Here is an 18,476-nt window from a genome sequence, read left to right as displayed (position 1 = left end):
CGGAGGCTTTTTTTACGATTGTGTAAAATAGTTGACCATTGGGTAAAAAGTGGCATGTAGAGGGACATAAAATGACGCAATATTCAAATTTAAATCAACAGTATATTAACGGTTCTTGGTTAAAAGGCTCTTCAGAGCGTGTCATACAAAATTTTAATCCATTTGATTTAAAAGAAATACACCAAATTCAAGCGGCGAATCAGTCTGATGTTGATCACGCTTTTTCTGCAGCACAACAAGCATTTGATCTTGGCTTAATTACCTCTGCTTTAGATCGCAAGAAAATCATTCAGAAGCTGCATGACATCATACAATTACGTAAAGACGAAATTATAGATTGGCTGATTACCGAGTCTGGAAGTACGCGTCTCAAGGCAAATATTGAAGTGGGTGCTGCGCTTGGTATTATCTCAGAATCATTCACTTTTCCTGATCAAATCCAAACTGTTCAGCTAGAAAGTAAAGATCCTGCGAGAAAAAGTTTTTATCAACGTAAAGCGTTGGGTGTTATTGCTGTCATTAGCCCTTGGAATTTTCCATTTCATTTGTCAATGCGATCGGTTGTTTGCGCAATCGCATGTGGAAATACAGTGGTACTTAAACCTGCGAGTGATACACCTGTTACAGGTGGAACATTATTAGGGAAATTGTTTGAAGAGGCAGGTGTGCCCGCTGGTGTACTGAATGTCATTGTGGGTAGTGGTAGTGAAATAGGGGATTATTTTGTCGAGCATCCTATCCCGAAGATGATTTCATTCACTGGCTCTACAGAAGTAGGACAAAATGTTGGTGCTAAAACGATGGCCAGCTCTAGAATCAAACGACTTGCTTTAGAGCTTGGAGGGAATGCGCCATTATTAATTCTTAAAGATGCAGATTTAGATTTGGCAGTCGATTTGACGATCAAGGGGCGCTTCCTTCACCAAGGCCAAATCTGTATGAGCACTAATCGTGTCATCGTAGATCAATCGATTCACAATGAATATGTTGAAAAGCTGTTAAACAAAGTAAAAGATATTCCTGTGGGTGATCCTAATCTTGATGAGACGCTTATAGGACCTATTATTAATAATACACAAGTGAAGCAGCATCAACGAATCATTAATCAGGCTCAAATAGAAGGTGCTAAGTTGGTCTATGCTGGGGGTATTGAGAATAATTTGGTTTCACCTCATGTGTTTACAGATGTATTGCCGACATATGCAATTGCTCAAGAGGAAAGCTTCGGACCAATTCTGCCGATCATCAGAGCAGATGATGAGGCACATGCAATTCAAATCGCCAATGACACACCGTTTGGTTTATCTGGTGCTGTATGTACATCTGATATTGAGCGCGGAGTAGAAATCGCTTCAAAACTCGATATTGGAATGACACATATTAATGGTATAAGTGTCGCGGACCATGCTAATGCACCATTCGGTGGAGAAAAGAACTCTGGATTAGGGCGCTTTAATGGGCATTGGATTATGGATGAATTCACGCGTACACACTGGATGACAGTACCAATATCATCATAATGAACTGAATTGGATCGGCTATAATAGCCTAAGTTTTTTATAGTATTGAAAATTATGCTATGTGTGCCAACTTTAAGCCAATACAAGCGCATCAAATCCAAGCATTAGAACTTCCACATATTCCATTTGAATATGTGGAAGAGGTTTATCCAAGCTACGAAACCCCGTTGTTATTTAAATCTGATCATAGCTACGAGTGGAGGTTAGTTAATTTTGGTTTTATACCAAAATGGGCAACTGATACAGAAATAGCGAAGAAAACCTATAATGCACGCAATGAAACATTAAGCGAAAAAAGAAGTTTTCAAGAAGCATTTGAAAAATGTAAATTTGGTGTAATTCCAGTCACTGAGTTTTATGAAGCAAAATATATTAATGGACGACCGCAACGATGGGGTGTGAGAAGAAAAGATGGTCAGGCATTTTTTATCGCAGCGTTGTATGAAATCACGAAAATTGATCAAATTATTTATCGTTCAGCAACGATGATTACCATGGATGCTATTCATCACGAAATGATGAAGGATTTTCATGAGCCTGGAGATGTTAAACGGTCAGTAATTATTATTCCGCACTATAAATTAGATCAGTGGCTGAGTTTAAAATCCCCCGACATTCAGAACTTTGTAGAGGGCTTTCCAGTAGAGGAATTTGAATGTTTTTATTGTCCAAAACCACGGCAGAACAATACAGCCCAACTCAATATGTTTGATGATGGGCTTTAATCTAAAGTTTAGGGAAATTAGTGCGCTAAATTTTTGAAAATATGCTTTAAGCTTTCCATTAGTTTTTCAATTTGAAGTGGGGTTAATCCCTCAAATGTTTGTTCAAGAACCACACTCATCAGGTCATTAATTTTTTTTGTCATTTCTAAACCTTTTGGTGTTAGTACCACACGCGTAATACGGGCATCGTTTTCACACGAGTAAGTGTCAACCATTCCTTCATCTTTTAAACGGTAAACGATTTTTGTAGTCGTCGACATTTTTGACACAATCATGTCAGAGAGTTCTGAAACACTTGCATCTGGTTTAGTAGACAATGCGACAAGCAAACGTCGACGAGAATTATCAACGCCATACTTTTTGAGCACATGGTCAACATTCAGTACATACTGAGAATGGACTTGAGTGATCCAATAGAATGGAAAATTTTCGAGTTCAAAATTTTCAGATGAAGGTAAAAATTTTGCATATTTTTTTGACATCGCTACGTCCTTGTCAGTGTAACTTAATTGTTTTTATTAATTTAAATATTACATGAAGCATAACCTATATTAAAAGAACTATGTTCAAATAATCAACTTATGTTCAAGCGCTTACCTTAAATCAGACAAAAGGTATGACACCTATTGACTTCAGTTTTATAAAACATATTTCAATGATCTGTAAATATCTTTATGTGTATCAAAACAGAAGATTCGAAAAATACAGCTATTCTGATCTTCATGATTATATCTTTATGTCAATTCCACGCTGACCAAATTCTATTGAAAAATAGAGGAACTATAACTTGGCACTGATATTTTTTTTTGTGTCGAAAATGTCAAAGACTATTCAAGGATGGCAATTACGACTAAAGATATGATCTAAATTTACATAAAAAATTGTTTTGAACATAAAAAAAGTAATTACAAAATAAAATTCTTATGCATAATAGTTTCATCATTTCTGAAAAGGTAACTTTATATATGGACCCGTCGCCGTGTTGGCCTAATTTAGCTTCTTACATTATCTTAAATAATAAGAACCAGGAGATCTAATATGGAATTTTTATTGGATCCTGGCATTTGGATAGGGTTAATTACCCTTATCATTCTTGAAATCGTTTTAGGTATCGATAACTTAGTATTTATTGCGATACTTGCAGAAAAACTTCCTCCAGAACAACGTGATAAAGCCCGTGTAATCGGTTTATCCCTCGCATTATTAATGCGTCTAGGTCTACTTTTTGCGATCTCGTGGTTAGTCACTTTAACTCAACCATTGATTGAAATTTTTGGAAAAACATTCTCAGGTCGGGATTTGATATTACTGTTTGGTGGTCTATTCCTTGTGTATAAGGCTGTCAATGAACTCCATGAAAAAATGGAGGGTAAACCCGAGATTAAAACGAATAACAATGTCGTATACGCTGGTTTTGCTGCAGTTGTGGCTCAGATCGTCGTGCTTGATGCGGTATTTTCACTCGACTCAGTGATCACTGCGATTGGTATGGTGGATAATATTTACGTGATGATGGCTGCGATGATTGTGGCTATGGTTGTTATGTTAATTGCATCAAAACCGTTAACTACGTTTGTTAACCGTCATCCTACGGTGGTTATCCTTTGTTTAAGTTTCTTGTTATTGATCGGTGTAAGTCTAATCGCTGAAGGTTTTGGATTCCATATCCCTAAAGGTTATATTTATTCAGGTATTGGTGTTGCAATTCTAATTGAAGCATTCAATCAATTTTCGAATCGTAATCTTGAAAAAAATCAAGCGAAGATCCCGTTACGTCATCGAACTGCAGATTCAATTTTGAAATTGATGGGCAGTAAATTGGATGCCGATATTGCAACATCCAAAGAAGTTGAAGAAATTCAACAAGCTTTTGGTGATGAAGAGCGATATATGGTTGGTGGTGTGCTATCACTTGCTGAACGTTCAGTTGCTTCAATTATGACACCTCGAAATCAAATTTCTTGGGTTAATATTGAGGACGATGCCGAAGCAATTCGTGAACAGGTATTAGCTGTACCTCATAGTCTTTTCCCAGTTTGTCGTGGACAATTGGATAAAGTCATCACGATTGTACGTGCAAAAGAATTGATTGATGCATTAGATGATCCAGATCAACTAAAAGATTTGATGAAACGTGTCCGTCCTATTTTCATTTATGAAAAAATGAAAGTGATTGATGCAATTAATACATTAAGAACTTCTAAAGGTTCATTGGTACTTGTTACAAATGAATATGGCAATATTCAAGGCTTAATCTCACCATTAGATGTTTTTGAAGCAATTGCTGGTGAATTCCCAGATGCTGATGAACAGCTTGAATTGGTTAAAATCGATGATACCACTTGGAAGGCGTCTGGTATGTTAGATTTATATCAATTAGAGCTGGCGCTCGATATATTAGATTTAGATCTGGTGCAAGAAGACTCAGGTTACTTTAGTGTTGCAGGACTGATTTTAGATAAAACGAGTGGGGCGGTTGAAGTTGGTATGTTGATTGAACACCAAGGGGTTAATTTCGAAATTCTAGAAATGGAAGATAATCGAATTAAAACCGTTAAAATCACGCTTTAAACTCTAATAATAAAGCTCCTTATTGGAGCTTTTTTTTGCTTAAATTTCTATATAAGGTATGGAGTTAGCGAAGTCGTAGTATGAAATATGAGATAAGATGCTAAACATATTGCAATCTGTTTTATAGCGAAGGAATGTCAGATCATGATCGATCAAATGGAATTATCGGTAAGACTTGCTATTTTTTTTAGTGGTATTTTTTTATTGACCGGTATGCTTACTGGTGTATGGAAGTATGTGCAAATCAGCTTATCTAAACAAGCTCGAGCACATTATTATGTTGATATTGCGCATAGGAGTAGTTTGCTATATGCACCTGCAACGTTAATTCTAGCGGTTATGGCATATTTTTCAGCGTTGAATGAATCGACAAATTTGCTCTTTATTTTGATTAATATTTTCTTTTTTGCATTTTCAATTTTAAGTTATATTTTGCATGGCTTATTGAAAGATACGACAAATCAGTTCAAAGAACCACATCAATTAGGGCGTATTGAATTACCAAAATTGCTCATGAGAGGTGCGATGGTACTATTGGTCGTAGGTGAGGTTGGGGCGACCTTAGGTTTGCTTTATGGTTTATATGTTGGGTTATTCTAATAAGTAGAGCAGAATTGAAAAACTTGTTATTTTGATAGAGTGCTTTAAATGATGACATTGACTTTAAGATGGATGCTTTGGCATCCATCTCTTAGTCTAAATGTGCTTCTTGATCAGAAAGCTTTTGAGTACGATATTTCGTGTCAATAAAGGCCCACACGTAAAATGCTAGCGTCGCAGCAAGTGCATAAGCAAAATATTCAAGCTTCAACGTGCCTTGAATTGTACCTTGCACAACAAGTGTCAGCATGAGAGCAAACATTGTGCTTAAAAAAACGACAGCATTGTTGTTCGCTTTAAGAGTATTAATGAAGACTTGCTTGTTGAAATGTAATGATAACATCTCCATCCCTCCTGATAATTCATGACAAATCTGAATGATTTAGTCGACTTTGTTTACATACTTGTACAGGGGATTGAAGAATAAAGCAAGTTTTTAACACTCTATTATGTAAATAAATTATGACATTAATATGACAAAAGTCGAAATATTTGAAATTAAGATACTACGTGAGCTAAGTGCTAGAATTATTTCGATAAATCGTGATGAGATGAATAGAGTTTCTTGTAATTCTTTAATCTATTTACTTTTTAGCATCTTGCAAAACAAATAAATAGTAGCAAAAGTCATTCCAAATCAGACTGATGAGGTCAAAGTTAAGGTGGGTAAGCAATAATAGTCTGTTGGATAAACGAGACAATTATTGATTACAGAACAAATACGGCTTTGGTAAAACAATATTTATTGATAAATCACCTGAATTTACTTCTTCAGTCTATCCAGTATGTAGACAATGACAAATACAACTAAAGAAGGAATCAACCATGCTAAATTTTGTTCAGCCAATGGTAGATTGTTCATAAATGCTGGCAAGAAATGATCTAATTCTGCAACCTTAAGTCCATCAATAATACCGAATATGAAAGCAACCGCTGTAACAGGTGCAATGACGCGTGGAGCGGAATTAAAGAACTTCCACATAAATCCCATCATGATCACCACAATCGCTGGTGGGTAGATTGCACTTAATACAGGTACAGAGAAGGCGATTAACTTGGTTAAACCTAAGTTGGAAATGACAAATGAGAAACCAACAAGAATGAAAACCCATTTTTTGTAAGTAATCTTCGTGATTTGTGAGAAATATTCTGCACATGCACAAGTCAAACCAATTGCCGTAACCATGCATGCGATAAAAATCATCGCCCCTAGAAAATCTGAGCCAAAGTCACCAAAGGCATGCTGAACATAGCCATGGAGAATAATCGCACCATTTGCAGCGTTAGGTGCAGCCTCGTGACTACTCAGTCCAAGTTTAAATAGGCTAATGTAAACCAGTGTAAGGCCAATACCTGAAATTAAACTTGCGATCACTGCATATTTGGTAATTAACTTTTGATCAGTTACACCACGTGAACGTATCGCATTAATAATGACAATACCAAATACTAAAGCTCCTAAAGTGTCCATGGTTAAATAACCATTAACAAAACCTTCTGAAACAGGACTATTGATATAATTTCCAATGGGTGCAGGGATATAATCTGCAGAAACTAAAAAGGCACTACCACCTAAAATGATCAAAGAGAGAATTTTGAGTGGAGATAAAACATAGCCGACAGTATCCAAAATTTTATTCGGATAAAGTGAGATTAACGTTACAAATGCAAAATAAATTGCACTGTAGATCAACAAGGTCGATGAAGACGTTCCAAAATAACTCGAAAAACCAATTTCAAAAGAAACTGTAGCTGTCCGAGGTGTCGCGAAAAGTGGTCCAACAGCAAGATAGCATGCTACGGTTAAGATTAAACTTGCAATCTTACCCAGTGGAGAGCTTAAAAGTTGAATAGAGCCTTCAACACGCGATAGCGCAATGATCGTGATAACAGGAAGGCCAACAGCAGTAATTAAGAAGCCAAAAGCAGCTAACCAAACATGTTCACCCGCTTGTTGAGCAACAATAGGTGGGAAGATAATATTGCCTGCACCGATAAATAGTGCAAAGGTCATAAAACCTAAGGCAATAATGTCCCGTGTACGCAAATTGGTCATAAGGGAGATCGGTTCAAGAAAAAAGAAAGCGATTTTAGAGCAAATGTCAGTAAATAGGGAGGGCGGTCATCCATCGAATGGAATAGTAAAAAAGCAAGAAGCGAATAATTTTTATTGGATGGGAAATTATGAGTTAAATTAAGTCTATGTATTTATAAAACTAATAAAATAAATTTATTTATTGAATTGAAATTAAGCAGAGCATAGATCTTGATTCGCAAAATAAAATAATGTACTGAATGGTTAAATAATAGTCGAAAATGATTAAGTTACAGATAGTCTATAGCGTTTGTGATCGACAAATGAAAGTCCTATAATGAATCCTGAATTAAAAAGGGGTTCATCATGAAGGCAACAGCTGTCACCATTAAAACTGAACAAGATATTGAAAAACTAAGAATATCGGGTCGGCTTGCGGCACAAGTGCTTGCAATGATTGGTGATTATGTGAAGCCAGGTGTGAGTACTGAGTATCTTGATGATATCTGTAATGATTACATCGTCAATACACTCAAGGTGACGCCAGCAAATGTGGGTTATTACGGATATACAAAAACAACCTGTATTTCGAAAAATGAAGTTGTATGTCATGGTATCCCTGCTTCCAATATTATCTTAGAGGATGGAGACATCATTAATATTGATGTTGCAATCATCAAGGATGGTTATTTTGGTGATACCAGTCGAATGTACTATGTAGGTACAATTAAACCTGAAGCAAAAAAATTAGTCGATACGACTTATGAAGCGATGCTTGCAGGTATTAAAACGGTTAAACCTGGCGCGACACTAGGTGACGTGGGTCATGCTATTCAACAAGTTGCGCAACGCGAAGGTTATACGATTGTACGTGAATATTGTGGTCACGGTATTGGAAAAACCTACCATGAGCAACCGAATGTATTGCATTACGGACAGCCTGGTCAGGGATTAGTATTAAGAAAAGGAATGGTGTTTACCATTGAGCCTATGGTGAATGCAGGCAAAGCCAAAGTTAAAGAATTAAAAGACGGATGGACAGTAATTACAGCAGATAAATCTTGGTCTGCACAATGGGAACATATGGTTGCTGTGACTGATGAAGGATATGAATTATTGACACCTTGGCCTGAAGGTACGGGTGAATATCCTGTAATTTAATTCCCAAAAGCCTATTTTTTTAAATAGGCTTTTTAATTTGTATACGCATCAAATGATAAATAATAAATCCAATAACCAATCCCCAAAAAGCAGATCCAATGCCCAAAAACTGAACTCCAGATGCAGACATTAAAAAAGTGATTAAAGCAGCATCACGATCTAAATCTTCTTTAAATGCGATACTGATGTTATGTCCAATCGTTGCAAAAAGTGCGATCGCCGCCAAAGTGGTGATCATTTCTCTAGGGAATGACAGTAATAATCCCGTTAGTGTCGCTGCAAAAATGCCCATAAAGATATAGAACACTCCACAAGCCATACCTGCAATATAGCGTTTAGCAGGGTCTTGATGAACTTGTTCATCAAGGCTCACAGCTGCACTAATTGCTGCGATATTGGTTGAAAATGCCCCGAACGGAGCGAATATTGCTTGAGCAATTCCTGTCCAACTTACTAATTGGTTGACATGAGGTTTGTAACCATAGGATCTGATCATTGCTAAACCAGGTAAATATTGTGAAGCCATATTGATGATCAAGAGGGGAATAGCTAAACCCAGAATACTTGACCAGTGAAATTCAGGCTGAATCCATACTGGATACGTCATTCCGTAGTGAATTTTGGTTGCTGTATATTCAAAGAAAAAAGGTGTGGCGATAATGCAAGCTAACAATGTAATGACAATGGAGTGACGGGGTAATGCTTTTTTACTTATAAAATATGTACTGATCAAGATTAAAACATAGATCAATTGGTCTTGCATGACCGTAAATAATGAAATGCCAAATTTTAATAACACTCCAGCTAACATGGCGCTTGTAAGAGATTGCGGTAAAAATTCAAGAATTCTTTGAAATATTCCAAAAAAGCCCAATACAGCAGTCATAATTCCGCATATTAAAAATGCCCCTATCGCCTCATTCAAATTGTATCCTGAGCCTGTAGCGATAATCAGTGCTAGTCCTGCTGTTGACCATGATGTTGCAACTGGATATTTAAACTTCCAGCTTAAGATCAGTCCTGATAATCCTATACTCAAACCCAGTGCCCAAAACCATGAGCTAATCTGTGCTTGATTTGCACCTAATACTTGTCCAGCTTGAATAACCAGTACAGATGAAACGCTAATGCCAATTAAAAATGTAATAAAGCCAGCGAAAACAGCAGGTAGACTTAAATCTTTTTTTATTCTTGTTATCACGTCTATGAGCATTTTTATATTATTTCCCTAATGATTCTGTGAAGTTAAGATTACATTGTTGATGTAGCAAGTTTGATCCCAAACAATCCAAATAAAATACCAATAGCGGCAACAGAAGCAGCTGCTAATTTATAATGCGTGTTGAAGTAATTTGAAATTTTGATACCTGTGAAGATCAACATACTTAAGTAGGCTATACTCATTAATTGTAAAATTACAGCAAGCATTAAAAAGCTTTGGGCTGGATAAGGATAAGCTGGATCTACAAATTGAACAAAAAACGATAAAAAGAACAGTATTGCCTTTGGGTTAATCAGACTAATGAGTAATGCGGTACGAAAAGGATGAAATTTTTCTTGTTTTTGTACAATAGAAACATTAGCTTGATCTTTACTTGGACGTTTCCAAGTTAAATAGGCTGCATATATTAAACGGATACCTAAATAACTAAGATATAAAGCACCAATAATTTTTAGGGCGAAAAAAATCCAGGGAAATTGATGCAATAATGTTGCGGCACCTAAGACAGTTAGCAAAATAAGGATGCTATCTCCACACAAAATACCGAAAGCACCTTGATAGCCCACTTTTATGCCAAAGCGAGTCGCAATAGACATGACATAGAGCGAGTTAGGTCCAGGTAATAAAATAATAAGTAATGTACCTATTAAATAGGTTGGAAGATCAGTTATACCAAACACTCATTTATCTCTTAAAAAATAATCGAGCTCCTAAGAGCTCGATTGAAAGAATGATGGATAGGTGCAATTAAGCTTTTATATCAGCATCTATGCCAAATGATTGTTTTAACAGAGAGCTGAGTTGATCTCTTGCCTTAATAAAGCCATCTATACCGCCTTGCAATAATTGCGATGCCATAAGATCTTTCTGAATTTGCGCTTTAAAATCTATTTCAGTGATTGGACTAAGTGATTCGATATTTGAGCTGTGTGCATTTGCATTTAACTGAACTTCAACTTGGCGATGATCTTGAGCCAATTCGTCAAGTAAATTCGGTGATACAGTTAAGAGGTCGCATCCAGCAAGTCCGAGAACCTGTTCTATGCTACGAAAGCTTGCGCCCATAACTTCAGTTTTCACCTGATTTTGTTTGTAGAACTCGTAAATTTGTTTAACGGATTGCACACCAGGATCTTGTTCAATTGGATAGTGATCCACATTTTCAGCTTTTTTATACCAATCGAGAATACGACCTACAAATGGTGAAATTAATGTGACCTGAGCATCCGCACATGCTTTTGCTTGATGTAAGCCAAACAACAAAGTTAAGTTGCAATGAATGCCTTCTGCTTCAAGAACCTTAGCAGCTTGAATACCTTCCCATGTTGAGGCGATTTTAATTAAAATTCGGTTTTGATCAACACCATAAGTCGCATAGAGAGCGAGTAATTCTTTAGCTTTAGCAATTGTCGCGGCTGTATCGTATGAAAGTGCTGCATCAACTTCTGTTGATACTCGACCTTCAACTACTTTTAGAATTTCCACACCTAATTTGACAGTCAGGATATCAATTGTTCTATCGATTAACTCATCTGACTGATAACCCTCTGACTTTGCTTGATCAAATGCAGCTTCAATCAGTTCTTTGTTTTCAGGGAATGAAGCTGCTGCCGTGATGAGTGAAGGGTTAGTGGTAGCATCCAATGGCTTAAATTTTTTTATAGCGTTTAAGTCACCTGTGTCTGCAACAATTGTAGTGAAGTTTTTTAATTGAGATAAAGCTGTTTCAGTCATTGCGATCTAATTCTTTGTTTCATTACTTATACCATCTTTATAACACATGATTATTTTGAAACATGCTACAAAAGTTTTAAATCAAGTTATTTTCCTACATTTTTCTTTTATTTCTGATGTGATGAATTAAAAATTGAGCAGCTTTGCCCAATGGTTGCTCTTTACTCCAAACCAGATCGATAAAATAATCAAATTTTGGGGTGAAATCTGAAAATCGTAGAACTTTAAGTTTTTTCTTTAATGTTGGTTGTTCGATAAGCATTTCAGTGGGTAATACTCCCCATCCAAGTCCTTGTGAAATTAGTCTACATGCAGAATGGTGATTGTCTGTACGCCATGCATCTTTGGAGAAGAGTAATTCAGGCTTAATGTTCCGATCGCGACTAGCGACTACAATCTGACGACTTTGAAAAATTTCTTCATAGCTCACTTTTTGATTTTGGCACAGCGGATGATGAACAGATGCAACTGGAATTAAACTTTCTTTCATTAATTCCACAAATTGTTCATTCGCCTCAATATGTTCACGCTCAAACATCAACGCTAAATGTGCTTTACCCGTTAAAATCATTTGTTGAGCATCTTCTTGTGGTGCGCTGAATATATTGATTTGTAGTTGAGGAAATTGTTGTTCTAATAAAACAATATAATCAGTCCATCTACTATGCAGTAACTCAGATACCACCACAATATTTAATTCGGTTTCGATACCGCTACTCAAACCAAATGCATGTTGTTTCCATTGATTCATTTCAATCAATAAATGATTAGTACGTTCATACAAAACTTTGGCTTGAAGTGTTGGCTGTGGTTCACGTCCTACTCTTTCAAACAGTTGAAGATTCAGATCAATCTCTAAATTGGAAATCGCCATACTGACAGCAGAGGGGACCTTGCCTAACTGACGTGCGGCTGCGGAAAAAGAACCTGTTTCCATCACAGTTTTAAAAACGACCAATTGTTCTTGATTAATATTCATGTTTATTCTTTCAAAAATTTTGATAGATTCTAACTCCATCATTCAATATTATGAAAATAAAATGCGCTCATGAATAACATTGTTGATGAGTGAACGCATGTTTTTTTCAAAGAGAAGAATTATTCACGCAATAAGCTATGAAATCATTCTATTGGTGATCATCGCAATTTCTTTGAGTTTTATTTTTGAAGTTCCACTGGAGATTGCAGGTTCATTAGGTGTGATTATGGCTGTACTTTCAGTGATCTGGAATATGATTTTCAATCATTATTTCGAAAAAATTGAAGCGCGCAATCAGTGGAAGCGTACTGTAAAAGTTCGTATATTGCATGCGCTAGGATTTGAAGGTGGCTTGATGTTAGTGACCATTCCAATTGTTGCATATATGATGGATATGACGCTCATACAAGCTTTTATCGTCGACTTAGCTTTGACGCTTAGTATTCTGGTGTATACGTTTATATTTCAATGGTTCTATGATGGGATCGAAGCTAAACTAGGTTATGCACCTGAGGCTTTAAATCACTAAAACTCAAAATAAAAAAGCATCTCTATTGAGATGCTTTTTTTAATTAAAATTTATAACCAATTCCAATATAGCTGATTAAAGGATTAAGATTGATTTTTGTTGAAGATGAAACTAATTGACGCCCTGATATTTGGTCATAAACTGTAATTTTCGACTTATTCGATAAATCTACATAGGTTAGTGATCCGGTAATATAGATTCTATTTGAAATGTCGTAATTTGCACCTAAAGTAAATACTGCTCCTAAAGCATCAGTGGCTTTCACTTTAACCTTTGGATCTACTGGAGAATTAATTCTTACTCCTATAGGATCTACAATAGCATCTAATAGATTTCCATTGATATCCTTCATCGGGTCATCATCTCTAACAATATTTGTAATATGACCGATACGATGTCCAGCAGTTATTAGTTCTTCCTCAAGACCTTTATCAATTTTTAGCCCAGTAAATGTTGCATACATTATTCCTGCCCCTACATAAGGTCTAAATTTATTTATACCTGTAGTACCAAAGTGGTACTGTGCGGTTGCAGCTGGAGTCCAAGCTGTTGCTTCTGCCAACTTTGATCTGCTCCCAAGATCAGTTATAAACAAATTTCGATCAGGTCCTAATATATCAATAATAGCAGCATCAATCATTGGGTTAAGTGCAATAGGTTTTGCATTAATCTGACCTTTCCCCTTAATATCAATTTTGGGTGGAACACCTCCAATCATTTGAAGTGAAATGTTATCATTGACATAATAATTAATCATTAAGCCCAAAGTATCCCCATCCTTAGGTTTTAAGCCAGCATTTTCTGTCCAATTGCTTAATCCCTCCATTTTTGAGGTTATGCCTATATTTTTTAATAGGTCATACTCATAATCAGGATCAACGGCTGTATTAATCGACGTATTTCCATATTTCCCCTGAGGCATTATATGTAGCCATCCAGTACTAACAGACCATTTATATTTAGGCTCAACTGAGTTCGCCAAAATTGTGGTACTGATGCAACATAATAGAATTACTGAGTATATTTTTTGTATCTTTTTCATTTTTTTTCCTTTAATTGGCTAAAATCCATTTTTAGCTCTTTAATTATGTAATAAAATGCTAATTTTTAAAGTTTAATGTCAGTCATTCATCTAAAAAAAATAAATACTCTGTCAATCTTTTTTATGAAAATAAAAAAAGCCCCTCAATCGAGGGGCTTTTTTGTTATGAACATCGAATTATTTTTCAATAATAGCCGTTACACCTTGACCACCTGCAGCACAGATCGAGACAAGTACACGACCTGAACCTTTTTCATTTAAAATCTTTGCAGCAGTTGCGATAATACGACCACCCGTTGCGGCAAATGGGTGACCCGCAGCCAACGAAGAGCCTTTAACGTTTAACTTCGCACGATCAATTGAACCTAAAGGCGCATCTAAGCCTAGACGTTCTTTACAGAATTTAGGATCTTCCCAAGCTTTTAATGTAGAAAGAACTTGAGATGCAAATGCTTCATGAATTTCATAGTAGTCGAAATCTTGAAGTTTTAAATTAGCACGCTCGAGCATACGTGGAACTGCGTAAGCAGGAGCCATTAACAAACCTTCTTTTTTACCAATGAAATCTACAGCAGCAGTTTCAGAGAAACTTAAATACGCTAAAATTTCGTGACCATTTGCTTTAGCCCATTCTTCTGATGCTAGTAATACACAAGAAGCACCATCGGTAAGTGGAGTAGAGTTACCCGCAGTCATTGTACGAGCATCACCTTTGCCAAACGCTGGCTTAAGTTTTGCAAGCTTTTCTACAGTTGAATCAGGACGTAAGTTGTTGTCGCGCTCAAGGCCAAGAAATGGCGTCATTAAATCGTCAAAGAAACCTGCTTCATAAGCCGCAGCCATTTTTTGATGAGACGATGCAGCAAGTTCATCTTGAGCTTCACGAGAAATGCCCCACTCAAGTGTTGTGATTGCTTGGTGATCGCCCATAGATAAGCCGGTGCGAGGTTCACCATTTTTAGGCGCGTCTAGCAAATCTTTTACGTTAATTTTAGTTAACGCTTTAAGGCGATCTTTACCTGTTTTTGCAACATTGAGTTCTAAAAGAGCTTTACGTAATCCATCACCAAATGCAATAGGAGCATCTGAAGTGGTATCTACACCACCTGCAATACCCACCTCAATTTGACCTAGTGCAATTTTGTTCGCTACGAGGAAAGCAGCTTGAAGCCCAGTGCCACAAGCTTGTTGGATATCGTAAGCTGGAGTTTCAGGTGCAAGCTCTGTGCTTAACACACATTCACGCGTCATATTGAAATCACGGCTGTGCTTCAGTACAGCACCAGCAACAACTTCACCCAGACGTTGACCTTGAAGATTAAAACGCTCAACTAGACCATTCAATGCTGCTGTAAGCATATCCGTATTTGTAGCTGTGAAATAAGCACCATTAGAACGTGCGAAAGGAATACGATTACCACCGATAATTGCAACACGGCGTACAGTATTTTGAGTCATAGTTTTTTCCTGTTCAGCGGAAGATTGAGTCGTAGTTGCTGAAGTTTGATTTTCAGCTTTAGTTTTATTTGTTGCTGCTGTTTTTTTGCGAGTCGTCGACGTACGAGGGCGAGTCGCTTTTGGAGTATTTGCGTTGTTGGCGCTGTTTGCATTACCACTACTCGCATTTGAACGAGCTTTTGATGTATTTGACACAGTCGCTTTCGCAGAATTCTCAGTTGTTGGATTTTCTTGAGTTGTTTTGCTCATAAGGCTTTTCCAAGCATATTTGGGATATTCTTGAGTGCTACATTAGCATAATCGCTAAGAGGCCGTATTGACTAAAATGACATTTAGCAATGCTTTCAGGTCAAGACATACATAGAGTAACTCAAGTATTATTTAACTGAAACGCAGGGATCGATTAATTTACTAAGTATCAGAGTTTGAACTGAACTTCATCTACATCATAGATCCTTCAAAAAATTATTCTATCGAGAGATCATATTCATGACTGACCAATATCAAGCTTTTGCAAAATCTCCAATTGGTAAATTTGTCATCAAAAATTTAGGTTTACCATCTCCAATTCACTTAGATCGCTTTGAATCAGCAACGCCTGTTGTTCAAGGCGCTGTTTTATTCGGTTCTGCGTCTAAAAGTCTTTTTAATGGTGAAATTGCGCAAGTTCTGAGTAATATTCATGCCAACAGCTATGCGGGAAACAATGCTGAGTTACAACAAGCTGCAGCTAAAGTAGGGTTGAACTTAGGTGCGTTTAATGAAGGCGATAAAGAGTCGAAATTCAAAGCAGTTGTGTTTGATGCTTCGGGTATTCAGGACTCTGAACAGTTAATTGAATTGTATAAATTCTTTAATCCAATTGCTCGCCAAATTCAAACTTCAGGTCGTGTAGTCGTCGTTGGCTTGACACCAGAATCAGCACCTACAGTGAAACAAGCGATTGCTCAACGTGCATTAGAAGGTTTCGTGAAATCTGTAGGTAAAGAATTTAAGAAAGGTATTGCTGCACAATTGGTTTATGTAGATCAAGATGCTGCTTTAAATCTTGAATCTACACTTCGTTTTGTACTTTCTCCGCGCTCAGCGTATGTATCAGGTCAAGTCATTCGTGTTTCAAAAGCAAATGTTGTTGATGTTGATTGGACTAAACCACTTGCGGGCAAAACTGCAGTGGTCACAGGTGCAAGTCGTGGTATTGGTGAAGCGATTGCGCATGTTTTGTCGCGTGATGGTGCTCATGTCATTTGCTTAGATGTACCACAACAACAAGCAGATCTTGATCGTGTTGCGAGTGAAATTGGTGGATCGACTTTAGCGATTGATATCACTGCACCAGATGCTGGAGAAAAAATCAAAGCTGCAGCGGCTGCTCAAGGCGGACTAGATGTGATTGTCCATAATGCCGGTATTACACGTGATAAAACGCTTGCTAATATGAAGCCAGAGCTTTGGGATCTTGTGATTAACATTAACTTATCTGCGATTGAGCGTGTGAATGACTATTTGTTGTCTAATGAAGGCATCAATGAAAATGGTCGCATCGTTTGCGTATCTTCGATTTCAGGTATTGCGGGTAACCTCGGTCAAACGAACTACGCAGCTTCTAAAGCTGGTGTGATTGGTTTAGTGAAATTTACAGCACCAATTTTGAAAAATGGTGTAACGATTAATGCTGTTGCTCCTGGATTTATTGAAACTCAAATGACAGCAGCGATTCCATTCGCAATTCGTGAAGCGGGTCGCCGTATGAATTCGATGAGTCAAGGTGGTCAACCAGTTGATGTGGCTGAAACAATCGCATTATTTGCTTCATCTGCTTCAACGGGGCTGAATGGAAACATTGTACGTGTGTGCGGTCAAAGTTTATTAGGTGCTTAAGCTTTTGTGGTCATAGATTGTTAAATGAAAGAGAGTAATGTTCAGGCATTGCTCTCTTTATTGCTCGTATGATTTGTTATGATCGTTTTGTTGAGCTGCAAACTGTAAATTTTTTATAAAGATAAATGGGAATTTTTAACATGAAAACACGTCACTTTAGTCAATTGCCAAAAGCTTATTTAGCTTATCCTAAAGTCATTAAAGGTTTAATTTTTAAAAAACCGAAAGGCGAAAAGACACTGCCACAAGTGGATTACATCGTTGATGAATATCGTGTTGATCATGACCATTTAAAATCTTATAACGAAATTTGTGGTTACAAGAATAATGGATATGTACCATCGACTTACTTGGCAGTCATTTCTCAAAGTTTGCAGATGCAAATGATGACACAAGAACCTTTCCCATTTGCTTTGCTGGGTTTAGTTCATATTCGTAATCAAGTTAAGCAGTATCGCAAAATTGGAGTGAATGAAACCATCACGCTATCATGCAAATTTGGTGAGTTAAAACCACATGACAAAGGTTTGCAATTTGACTTTATTACCACTGCGAAAGTAGGTAATGATGTGGTGATGGAGGGTTTAACAACCTATCTTTCTCGTGAAAAAACAAATACTTCATCCTCTTCAAAGGCGAAAGAAGATCAGTTGCCTGAATTTAAATCACGGGGTAATTGGAAAGTCGCTGAAAACACGGGTCGTCGCTATGCGCTCGTTTCAGGTGATTTTAACCTCATTCATATTCATGCAGTTACAGCAAAAGCATTTGGTTTTAAACAAGCGATTGCGCATGGCATGTGGAGTAAAGCTAAAGCATTAGCAAGTATTAGTTTACCGGATGCTTATGATGCTGATGTTTATTTTAAGTTGCCTATGTTTTTACCATCTGAGGTTGAATTTTTAACGGGTGAGCGAGATCAAGCGACATATTTGTTAGTTCGTAATGCAAAATCACAAAAACCTCATGTTTCTGGTGTTGTGAAACCACTTTAATAGATGCTTTAGGCCTAACATGTT

Annotated in this window: 17 protein-coding genes; 8 read left to right on the top strand and 9 right to left on the bottom strand. The window is 36.9% G+C overall.

Features of this window, described 5'->3' with window-relative positions; all coding sequences use genetic code 11:
* The first annotated feature begins 71 nt into the window (after window positions 1-71).
* Window positions 72-1,520: an aldehyde dehydrogenase family protein gene (locus tag AC1M9P_RS11280; protein WP_481587650.1), complete on the top strand. Its 1,449-nt coding sequence runs from the start codon at window positions 72-74 to the stop codon at window positions 1,518-1,520.
* Between the two features lie 59 nt (window positions 1,521-1,579).
* Window positions 1,580-2,245: an SOS response-associated peptidase gene (locus AC1M9P_RS11275; protein ID WP_481587649.1), complete on the top strand. Its 666-nt coding sequence runs from the start codon at window positions 1,580-1,582 to the stop codon at window positions 2,243-2,245.
* 17 nt (window positions 2,246-2,262) lie between these two features.
* On the opposite strand, the gene AC1M9P_RS11270 is transcribed toward AC1M9P_RS11275, so the two are convergent.
* Window positions 2,263-2,727: a MarR family winged helix-turn-helix transcriptional regulator gene (locus tag AC1M9P_RS11270; protein WP_035266085.1), complete on the bottom strand. Its 465-nt coding sequence runs from the start codon at window positions 2,725-2,727 to the stop codon at window positions 2,263-2,265.
* Between the two features lie 556 nt (window positions 2,728-3,283).
* On the opposite strand from AC1M9P_RS11270, the gene AC1M9P_RS11265 reads away from it, so the two are divergent.
* Together AC1M9P_RS11265 and AC1M9P_RS11260 are read left to right on the top strand one after the other, a co-directional pair.
* Window positions 3,284-4,816 carry a TerC family protein gene (locus AC1M9P_RS11265; protein WP_092767773.1) on the top strand — a complete coding sequence of 511 codons (1,533 nt, stop codon included), beginning with the start codon at window positions 3,284-3,286 and terminating at the stop codon, window positions 4,814-4,816.
* 144 nt (window positions 4,817-4,960) lie between these two features.
* Window positions 4,961-5,416, top strand: a complete 456-nt coding sequence (locus AC1M9P_RS11260; protein ID WP_416224324.1) for a hypothetical protein — start codon at window positions 4,961-4,963, stop codon at window positions 5,414-5,416.
* Window positions 5,417-5,507: 91 nt separating this feature from the next.
* On the opposite strand, the gene AC1M9P_RS11255 is transcribed toward AC1M9P_RS11260, so the two are convergent.
* Both AC1M9P_RS11255 and brnQ read right to left on the bottom strand, forming a co-directional pair.
* The gene (locus tag AC1M9P_RS11255) at window positions 5,508-5,759 is read right to left on the bottom strand and encodes a hypothetical protein (RefSeq protein WP_035266079.1); all 252 of its coding nucleotides are present in this window, start codon (window positions 5,757-5,759) and stop codon (window positions 5,508-5,510) included.
* Between the two features lie 420 nt (window positions 5,760-6,179).
* Window positions 6,180-7,472, bottom strand: coding sequence for a branched-chain amino acid transport system II carrier protein (gene brnQ, locus AC1M9P_RS11250; RefSeq protein WP_481587648.1), 1,293 nt, complete (start codon window positions 7,470-7,472; stop codon window positions 6,180-6,182).
* Between the two features lie 345 nt (window positions 7,473-7,817).
* Between brnQ and map the strand changes: the two genes are divergently transcribed.
* Complete coding sequence (map, locus tag AC1M9P_RS11245; protein WP_481587647.1) at window positions 7,818-8,612, top strand: type I methionyl aminopeptidase; 795 nt, start codon at window positions 7,818-7,820, stop codon at window positions 8,610-8,612.
* 19 nt (window positions 8,613-8,631) lie between these two features.
* Here map and AC1M9P_RS11240 read toward each other — a convergent pair whose 3' ends face one another.
* From AC1M9P_RS11240 to aceR, 4 genes are all read right to left on the bottom strand, one after another.
* Window positions 8,632-9,810, bottom strand: a complete 1,179-nt coding sequence (locus AC1M9P_RS11240) for a benzoate/H(+) symporter BenE family transporter (protein WP_481587691.1) — start codon at window positions 9,808-9,810, stop codon at window positions 8,632-8,634.
* A 53-nt stretch (window positions 9,811-9,863) separates the two neighbouring features.
* Complete coding sequence (gene leuE, locus AC1M9P_RS11235; protein WP_481587646.1) at window positions 9,864-10,514, bottom strand: leucine efflux protein LeuE; 651 nt, start codon at window positions 10,512-10,514, stop codon at window positions 9,864-9,866.
* Between the two features lie 67 nt (window positions 10,515-10,581).
* On the bottom strand, window positions 10,582-11,568 hold the full coding sequence (gene tal, locus AC1M9P_RS11230; RefSeq protein WP_481587645.1) for a transaldolase: 987 nt from the start codon (window positions 11,566-11,568) through the stop codon (window positions 10,582-10,584).
* Between the two features lie 94 nt (window positions 11,569-11,662).
* A complete protein-coding gene (gene aceR / locus AC1M9P_RS11225) occupies window positions 11,663-12,547 on the bottom strand; it encodes an HTH-type transcriptional regulator AceR (RefSeq protein WP_092767852.1) in 885 nt (294 codons plus the stop codon).
* 97 nt (window positions 12,548-12,644) lie between these two features.
* Here aceR and aceI point away from each other — a divergent pair, with 97 nt between their 5' ends.
* Entirely contained in the window at window positions 12,645-13,076 is a 432-nt protein-coding gene (gene aceI / locus AC1M9P_RS11220) for a chlorhexidine efflux PACE transporter AceI (RefSeq protein WP_092767850.1), read from the top strand.
* 43 nt (window positions 13,077-13,119) lie between these two features.
* Here aceI and AC1M9P_RS11215 read toward each other — a convergent pair whose 3' ends face one another.
* Window positions 13,120-14,118: an OmpW/AlkL family protein gene (locus tag AC1M9P_RS11215; RefSeq protein WP_481587644.1), complete on the bottom strand. Its 999-nt coding sequence runs from the start codon at window positions 14,116-14,118 to the stop codon at window positions 13,120-13,122.
* 177 nt (window positions 14,119-14,295) lie between these two features.
* The gene (locus AC1M9P_RS11210; RefSeq protein WP_180028195.1) at window positions 14,296-15,825 is read right to left on the bottom strand and encodes an acetyl-CoA C-acetyltransferase; all 1,530 of its coding nucleotides are present in this window, start codon (window positions 15,823-15,825) and stop codon (window positions 14,296-14,298) included.
* Between the two features lie 240 nt (window positions 15,826-16,065).
* Here AC1M9P_RS11210 and AC1M9P_RS11205 point away from each other — a divergent pair, with 240 nt between their 5' ends.
* Together AC1M9P_RS11205 and AC1M9P_RS11200 are read left to right on the top strand one after the other, a co-directional pair.
* Window positions 16,066-17,457 carry a 3-oxoacyl-ACP reductase gene (locus AC1M9P_RS11205; protein ID WP_035266061.1) on the top strand — a complete coding sequence of 464 codons (1,392 nt, stop codon included), beginning with the start codon at window positions 16,066-16,068 and terminating at the stop codon, window positions 17,455-17,457.
* Between the two features lie 140 nt (window positions 17,458-17,597).
* Entirely contained in the window at window positions 17,598-18,452 is an 855-nt protein-coding gene (locus tag AC1M9P_RS11200; RefSeq protein WP_481587643.1) for a MaoC family dehydratase, read from the top strand.
* Window positions 18,453-18,476 lie beyond the last annotated feature (24 nt).

This window comes from Acinetobacter sp. 25-47-122, assembly GCF_056779695.1.
This window is presented reverse-complemented; position numbering and strand designations above follow the sequence as displayed.

What these genes read in the sequence shown, in the direction of transcription:
- AC1M9P_RS11280 (WP_481587650.1), top strand. Translation starts at nt 72, where the DNA reads ATGACGCAATATTCAAATTTAAATCAACAGTATATTAACGGTTCTTGG.
- AC1M9P_RS11275 (WP_481587649.1), top strand. Translation starts at nt 1,580, where the DNA reads ATGTGTGCCAACTTTAAGCCAATACAAGCGCATCAAATCCAAGCATTA.
- AC1M9P_RS11270 (WP_035266085.1), bottom strand. Translation starts at nt 2,727, where the DNA reads ATGTCAAAAAAATATGCAAAATTTTTACCTTCATCTGAAAATTTTGAA.
- AC1M9P_RS11265 (WP_092767773.1), top strand. Translation starts at nt 3,284, where the DNA reads ATGGAATTTTTATTGGATCCTGGCATTTGGATAGGGTTAATTACCCTT.
- AC1M9P_RS11260 (WP_416224324.1), top strand. Translation starts at nt 4,961, where the DNA reads ATGATCGATCAAATGGAATTATCGGTAAGACTTGCTATTTTTTTTAGT.
- AC1M9P_RS11255 (WP_035266079.1), bottom strand. Translation starts at nt 5,759, where the DNA reads ATGTTATCATTACATTTCAACAAGCAAGTCTTCATTAATACTCTTAAA.
- brnQ (WP_481587648.1), bottom strand. Translation starts at nt 7,472, where the DNA reads ATGACCAATTTGCGTACACGGGACATTATTGCCTTAGGTTTTATGACC.
- map (WP_481587647.1), top strand. Translation starts at nt 7,818, where the DNA reads ATGAAGGCAACAGCTGTCACCATTAAAACTGAACAAGATATTGAAAAA.
- tal (WP_481587645.1), bottom strand. Translation starts at nt 11,568, where the DNA reads ATGACTGAAACAGCTTTATCTCAATTAAAAAACTTCACTACAATTGTT.
- aceR (WP_092767852.1), bottom strand. Translation starts at nt 12,547, where the DNA reads ATGAATATTAATCAAGAACAATTGGTCGTTTTTAAAACTGTGATGGAA.
- aceI (WP_092767850.1), top strand. Translation starts at nt 12,645, where the DNA reads ATGTTTTTTTCAAAGAGAAGAATTATTCACGCAATAAGCTATGAAATC.
- AC1M9P_RS11215 (WP_481587644.1), bottom strand. Translation starts at nt 14,118, where the DNA reads ATGAAAAAGATACAAAAAATATACTCAGTAATTCTATTATGTTGCATC.
- AC1M9P_RS11210 (WP_180028195.1), bottom strand. Translation starts at nt 15,825, where the DNA reads ATGAGCAAAACAACTCAAGAAAATCCAACAACTGAGAATTCTGCGAAA.
- AC1M9P_RS11205 (WP_035266061.1), top strand. Translation starts at nt 16,066, where the DNA reads ATGACTGACCAATATCAAGCTTTTGCAAAATCTCCAATTGGTAAATTT.
- AC1M9P_RS11200 (WP_481587643.1), top strand. Translation starts at nt 17,598, where the DNA reads ATGAAAACACGTCACTTTAGTCAATTGCCAAAAGCTTATTTAGCTTAT.